The 1,624-nt window shown below is 42.7% G+C and carries 1 protein-coding gene; it reads right to left on the reverse strand.

Annotated elements, in window-relative coordinates; all coding sequences use genetic code 11:
- Positions 1–227 precede the first annotated feature (227 nt).
- Positions 228–1,624 (reverse strand): DUF3458 domain-containing protein (locus A3738_RS05355; RefSeq protein WP_156503988.1); only part of this gene is annotated, 1,397 nt, incomplete at its 5' end.

Genomic DNA, 1,624 nt, shown 5'->3' on the forward strand with positions numbered 1-1,624 from the left:
GATTTCCTTTATTAAAACAAGGCTGATCCACAAGAAAAGGATCTGAAAAGCCAATGCAGTTTTATAACTATATCTAATTAACTTTTAGCAGAAATTTCGTCTCTGTCTAACGAATTTTTGTTATAAATTATTTCAAGAGGAAGGCTTAAGCCTATGTTTTAACGTAAGATTTGAGCAAATACGGAAAGCATGCCATGCATGCTTTCCGTTAAAAATGAGATATGCGTTTATGATACGAGACTCTTATCAACCACCTCTCTAAGATCTTTAGAAAGATTCGACTTGCCTTGAATTCGCGTTAACTGACTTCGTAACAATGCTTGGCGTGCAGGATTATATTTTTTCCAACGCGTCAACGGCGTGGCTAATCGCGAGGCGATTTGAGGATTTAGATCGTCCAACTTTATGATTTGGTCTGCCAAGAAGGCATAAGCTGAACCATCTAACTTATGGAAATTCTCTAAATTCTGATTTGCAAAAACACCTACAACCGAACGCAGTTTATTTGGATTCAAGAAATCAAAATCAGGATGCTCCATCAACGATTGAATGTGTGTTAAATCAGCATATGAAGACGCTGACGATTGCACAGAGAACCATAACTCCATAACCTGAGCATCTTCTTTCCACTGATCATAAAAACGTGCCAATAAGTCATCGGCATCTTGCTTGTTGCCCGAGGCAATCATGGCAGACAATGCTCCAACTTGGTCTGTCATATTCTGAGCATTAACAAACTGCTTGCGACAAAGGCTCATGAATTCATCATTCGCATTGGCTGACAACAGTGCTAAACAAGTATTTCGAAGCCCTCGAACAGACATTTCAGCGTAACTTAGGCCTTTCTCGCACCCCTGATTACGCTGATAACATGCAACCAGTTCCTTCTGTAAATCGAACGCTAATTGCTTACGAGCGAGATTTCGCGCAGTACAAATAGCATCCACATCAGCTTCTTCTGCTAGCTCAATCAGATAAGCAGCACTTGGCAGTTGCAACAGTTTGCTGACCATCGCTTTGTCTAATGACTCGTTGCTAATGATGCTTCGAATCGCGCCGACATAGGCACTAGAGAGCTGAGCATTACCACCGTTCTTCACCGTTGAGATCATGGCATTCAATTCAAGCAATGCTAGGCTTTGCGCAGCATCCCAGCGGTTAAAACCGTCTGAATCATTCGCCATCAAAAACAAAAGCTGATGTTGTGTGTAGTTATAATTTAGTTTTACTGGGGCAGAGAAGCCGCGCAACAACGACGGAATGGGTTCTTCTGGAATGCCTTCCAAAACAATGCTTTGTGTTTTCTCGGTCAACTCAAAAACTGCGCTTTTTTGACCACCAAATGCAGACAACGCTTGTTCGCCACCATCCCCATTAAGTAAGGCTAGCTCAATCGGGATAACGAACGGCTCTTTGACTTCCTGCTGAGGCGTGGGCGGACATGATTGCTCAAAGTGCAATATGTAAGTTTGCGCTTGCGCATCAAACTCACTCGAGACGTTTACTCTTGGCGTTCCACTTTGCGTATACCAACGCTTAAATTGACTCAGATCTTTTCCTGAGACTTCTTGCATTGCTGCAACAAAATCATCCGTCGTTGCGGCTTGCCCATCATGGCGATCAA

This window comes from Oleiphilus sp. HI0066 (genome assembly GCF_001635725.1).